The organism is Chitinophaga sp. (assembly GCF_036566945.1).
Taxonomy (GTDB): Bacteria; Bacteroidota; Bacteroidia; order Chitinophagales; family Chitinophagaceae; genus Chitinophaga.
On the sequence record NZ_DATCVJ010000954.1, the window covers coordinates 1 to 4,718 of the forward strand.

At 44.8% G+C, this 4,718-nt stretch carries 5 protein-coding genes and 1 pseudogene; 5 read left to right on the forward strand and 1 reads right to left on the reverse strand.

Annotated features, from left to right (window positions below; translation table 11 throughout):
- The 4 genes and pseudogenes from VIP81_RS28700 to VIP81_RS28715 all read left to right on the forward strand — a co-directional run.
- Window positions 1-507 (forward strand): annotated as a pseudogene (locus VIP81_RS28700) (hypothetical protein); the annotation flags it as partial.
- Between the two features lie 25 nt (window positions 508-532).
- Window positions 533-1,267: a DUF4397 domain-containing protein gene (locus VIP81_RS28705; RefSeq protein ID WP_331969740.1), complete on the forward strand. Its 735-nt coding sequence runs from the start codon at window positions 533-535 to the stop codon at window positions 1,265-1,267.
- A gap of 194 nt (window positions 1,268-1,461) precedes the next feature.
- Window positions 1,462-2,601 carry a pyridoxal phosphate-dependent aminotransferase gene (locus VIP81_RS28710; protein ID WP_331969743.1) on the forward strand — a complete coding sequence of 380 codons (1,140 nt, stop codon included), beginning with the start codon at window positions 1,462-1,464 and terminating at the stop codon, window positions 2,599-2,601.
- Between the two features lie 150 nt (window positions 2,602-2,751).
- A complete protein-coding gene (locus tag VIP81_RS28715) occupies window positions 2,752-3,282 on the forward strand; it encodes a hypothetical protein (RefSeq protein WP_331969746.1) in 531 nt (176 codons plus the stop codon).
- Here VIP81_RS28715 and VIP81_RS28720 read toward each other — a convergent pair whose 3' ends face one another.
- Window positions 3,283-4,215 (reverse strand): M23 family metallopeptidase, encoded by a 933-nt coding sequence (locus VIP81_RS28720; RefSeq protein ID WP_331969749.1) that lies wholly within the window; start codon window positions 4,213-4,215, stop codon window positions 3,283-3,285.
- Between the two features lie 72 nt (window positions 4,216-4,287).
- Between VIP81_RS28720 and VIP81_RS28725 the strand changes: the two genes are divergently transcribed.
- Window positions 4,288-4,718: methylmalonyl-CoA mutase family protein (locus VIP81_RS28725; protein ID WP_331969752.1), on the forward strand; the 431-nt coding region annotated here is incomplete at its 3' end.

Consider the following 4,718-nt stretch of genomic DNA (forward strand, 5'->3'; position numbering starts at 1 on the left):
CTCATACACTTACATGATATACTCCGCAGCATAATTTTTCCGGATGCTGTAACAAATCAGCAGCGTTTCCGTTTAACAGAGGAAGATTATCGTTTTTTGTATCAGTGTATGTCACAATATCCGGAGGAATCAACCGATCCGATATATGATCCGGAACAATATTACCAGGCATATACCCGGTTTTTGCTTTTTGGAGGGGAAAAAGACAGCCTGATACCGGCGCATATCAGGATATTCAATAAACCGGGATGGGCATACGGATTTTTGACTGATACCGCTTATATTGTGGATTTCGCCAACAATACCGAGTTCTTATTATCGGCCAGCATCTTTGTAAACACAAGCGGTATATTGGGAGACGACCAAAAAGCTTTTGAGGAAACAGGTAAACCCTTTCTCAAAGCATTAGGAGAAATAGTTTATGCAGCGGAGGTAGAGCGTAATAAAAAAGTATTGCCCGACCTTTCCCGCTTCAAATCAAACAAAAAAAACACAACTGATCAATAACACAATTAAAAAAACTGAGAGCAAAATGCTAACTAAGAAAAATCGCGTATGGGCCGCTGCAGCCCTGTTGACCGTGGCAGGTGGAATGACTTCCTGTTTGAAAAACAATAATGACATCACCCCTCAAAGGCAAACGGCCAAGGTACTCGTGTTGAATGTATCCAGCAATACTGTTCCCGCCAGTTTTTATGATAATGGCCAGAAAGTAAGTCAGGACGGTGCTACCATAGGCTTTAACTTCATGGCTCTCTATAGTGCTTTTGGTGGTGCGCATACCTTTGAACTGAGGAAAGCATCAGGAGACAGTGTGATTGTCAGCAGCAATGTTACCTTAGATTCTACCCTTTACTATACGCATATCATCTATAACAACCCGGCAAGATCTATCACCATTCTGAATGATCTGACAACCGCGAGTCAAACTAAAATCAATATCCGTTGCCTTAACCTGTCTCCCGCTCCTGCTGATAGTCTTGTAGATTTTTATATAGGCAATGAAAAGATAGACAGTAACCGTGCTTACATGGGGATGAGTGAACTGGCTTATGCTACCAAATTTACGCAGTTCACCAACTTCAGCGTTAACAACAGCATTTATGTTAAGAGAAAAGGTACGAATGAAGTACTGGCCAACAATAACACGTTAAAAACTATCGGTTATTTTAGCGCTGGTGGCGTATATACCATTTACTTCGCAGGTACTCCCGGCAGTACTGGTACTGACAAACTGATGGTGGATGCAGTTCCGAGCTACTATTAATAAATAATAAATTATCATCCATACAATGCAGAAGGGGCCGTGATTACGGCCCCTTCTGCATTGGTACGGCAGCCGGGGATCATCTTTCCATGTATTATCTACTTTTTTTCTGTAGGTTTGTTCCGGTACAATGTTAAGATATGAATCAACTAGCAGAAAGGCTGTCACGGATTTCCGAGCCTCAAACAATTAAAATGGCTAAACTCGGCCGCGAGTTGAAAGCCCAGGGTATAGACATCGTAGACCTCAGTATCGGAGAACCGGATTTTGATACCCCGGCGCATATCCGTGAAGCCGCCAAAAAGGCGATTGACGAAGGGTTTACCCACTATACACCGGTGGCTGGCTATGCAGACGTAAGACAGGCAGTAGTACACAAATTGAAGAGAGATAACGGTCTTGACTATACGCCGGAACAGATTGTTGTATCCACCGGCGCCAAGCAATGCCTGGCCAATGCGGTGCTGAGCATCGTAAATCCGGGCGATGAAGTGATCATCCCCACTCCCTACTGGGTTACTTATTCAGAACAGGTGAGCCTTTGCCAGGGCGAAGTCGTATTTGTTCCCTGCAGCATTGAAAACAATTATAAAATTACGCCGGAGCAGCTGGAAGCCGCTATCACGCCTAAAAGCAGGCTGTTTATGTTCTCTTCTCCCTGCAACCCTACCGGATCTGTATATTCGAAGGAAGAACTGGCAGGACTGGCCGCTGTATTTGCCAAACACCCGGAGATCTATATCATTTCCGATGAAATATATGAGTATATCAATTACGTTGGCAACCATGAAAGCATCGCACAATTTGGTGATCTGATCAACCGTACGATCATTATCAATGGCCTGAGTAAAGGATTTGCCATGACTGGCTGGCGTTTGGGCTATATGGCCGCACCACTGGATATCGCCAAAGCATGCGATAAAATTCAGAGCCAGTTTACTTCTGCGACCTGCTCTATCACACAGCGCGCAGCGATTACCGCGCTCACCGGCGATCTCACTACGGCGGTGGAAATGGTGGCTGAATTCAAAAAACGCCGTGCTTACATTCATGAAGCCCTGAAAACTATTCCCGGCTTAAAAGTGAATGATCCGGAAGGCGCCTTCTATATGTTTCCCGATGTAAGCGCATTCCTGAATAAATCATTTGAAGATTCTTATATTAAGAATGCAGATGACCTGTGCATGTATCTCCTTCATAAAGCACATGTATCTACCGTTACCGGCGGCGCTTTCCAGCAACCTAACTGTATCCGCCTGTCTTATGCCACCGGCATGGATAAGCTGGAAAAAGGGGTGGAAAGAATGAGAACCTGGCTGGCCAAATTGGCGTAAAAAAAATTACGAATTACGAATTACGAATTACGGAACCAGAGATATCCGCTAAGATCCATCGTAATTCGTAATTCGTAATTCGTAATTCGTAATTCGTAATTCGTATTTATATATAATATTATTATATATTTGTGTGCATAAAGCATTAAGATGGATGTGAATCTGACCAATCTCCTGTATGTGGCTATTGCCATTGGTGCAATAGCTATTGTATATCCGACCGTAAGAGATCTTTTCAAAAAAAATAAGCCGGAAGAGGCACCGGCAGAAGATAAACCTGTTGCTACCAACGCCGCAGTACTGCCTTTGCAGTTGCAGGCATATGAGCGGATGGCATTGTATGTAGACCGTATTACGCCGCAAAGCCTGATCGCGCGCATTTATCAGCCGGGCTTACTGGCCATGGACATGCAGATGGCGATGGTGCAGCATATCAAAGCGGAATACGAACATAATGTTACCCAGCAAATCTATGTATCTGCTATGACCTGGGAAGCCGTAAAAACCTTGAAAGAACAAACTATTTCCGTGATCAACCAGGTAGCCGTACAACTGGCGCCAGATGCCCCGGCAATGGAATTGAACAAACAAATACTGGAAGTCTTTTTACAAGCGGGCGAATCCCCTGCGGAGCTTACCTCCCAGATTATCAATGCGGAAGCAAAACGACTGATGCGATAATCATTTTGCGCGGATCACTTCGTCCAATAAATAACCTTTTCCGTTAAAAAGTATGTACAATGGTTTTGCCTCGTACCAGGGAACGCCGGCTGTATTGGCATGCACCTGAATATGCAGGTGCGGTTCTGTGCTAAAGCCGGAATTACCAACGCAGCCCAGGGGATCACCCTGTTTTACGTACTGGCCTTCCTTCACTACTACACTGCCCATTTTAAGATGGCCCATAAACACGTAGTAACCGGGCGTTTCCAGTAACACCTGGTTGGTGTTCTTTGGTCCCCGGTTCATGGATGGCGGAATATTGTCGGGGTTATTGCTGTAAGCCCTTACTACGAGGCCATCACAGGGTGCATATACCGTATCGCCGAAAATAGTATAATCTTCCAGGCGACGGGAAAATATTTTATTGGCGCGGCCACCGGTACTATTCAGTTTTACTATATCCATCGCATACACGGCGCCGCGTAAACTGAAATGGAATACATTGGTAGGCAGGCCTTTACCGCCTTGCAATACATAGTATTTACCGGTTTTGAAAGGAAGCGACAATTGCACGGTATCCGGTTTACCGGTAGTACCGGTAAAATAAAGGATACTGAGTAAAATGAAAACAGCGGATAGTATAACGTTGCTCCGCTTCTTCCACCGGGGTGTTGGTTTGGCAGCATGATCATGTTTTCGTAACACATATCCTGCGCAGCAGCCCAGTAGTAAACCGCCGAAAATATAACCGGAATAAATAGATAAATAGACCCAGGTGCCATACAAATAGAGAAACACTGCCATTGAAAGCCCCAGCAACAAATACGTGTAAGTTGCTGTCAACGGCCTGCTGCCGGCCTTCCATACCAGGTATAAACTATATAGCGCCAGCGCAAGGGTAACGCCTAATAAACAATAAATGATCATAATAGCCTGCCAACTTTCACACAAAATATCAATATTTTTCTCAGCGGCGAAGTACCATAATAATTATGTAACATTGCAACGCTAGTTTTAGATACTATGGAAAAGACCATTCAAACCGATTCGGGCATCGTTATAGCGCCGCTGTATACCCAGCCGGTGGCTATGGAAGAACAACCCGGCAGCTTTCCTTATACCAGGGGCATACACGCTACCATGTACCGCGATAAACTGTGGACCATGCGGCAATATGCCGGATTTAGTACAGCAGAGGAATCGAATAAACGTTATCACTACCTGTTAAGCCAGGGGGTAATGGGCCTGAGTGTGGCCTTTGATCTGCCCACGCAGATAGGCTATGACTCTGATCATCCTATGTCTGAGGGAGAAGTAGGTAAAGTGGGAGTGGCCATAGATTCACTCGAGGATATGGAAATACTGTTTAAAGATATTTCTCTGGAACAGATTTCTACTTCCATGACCATCAATGCCACCGGATTTATACTGCTGGCCTTTTATATTGCCCTTGC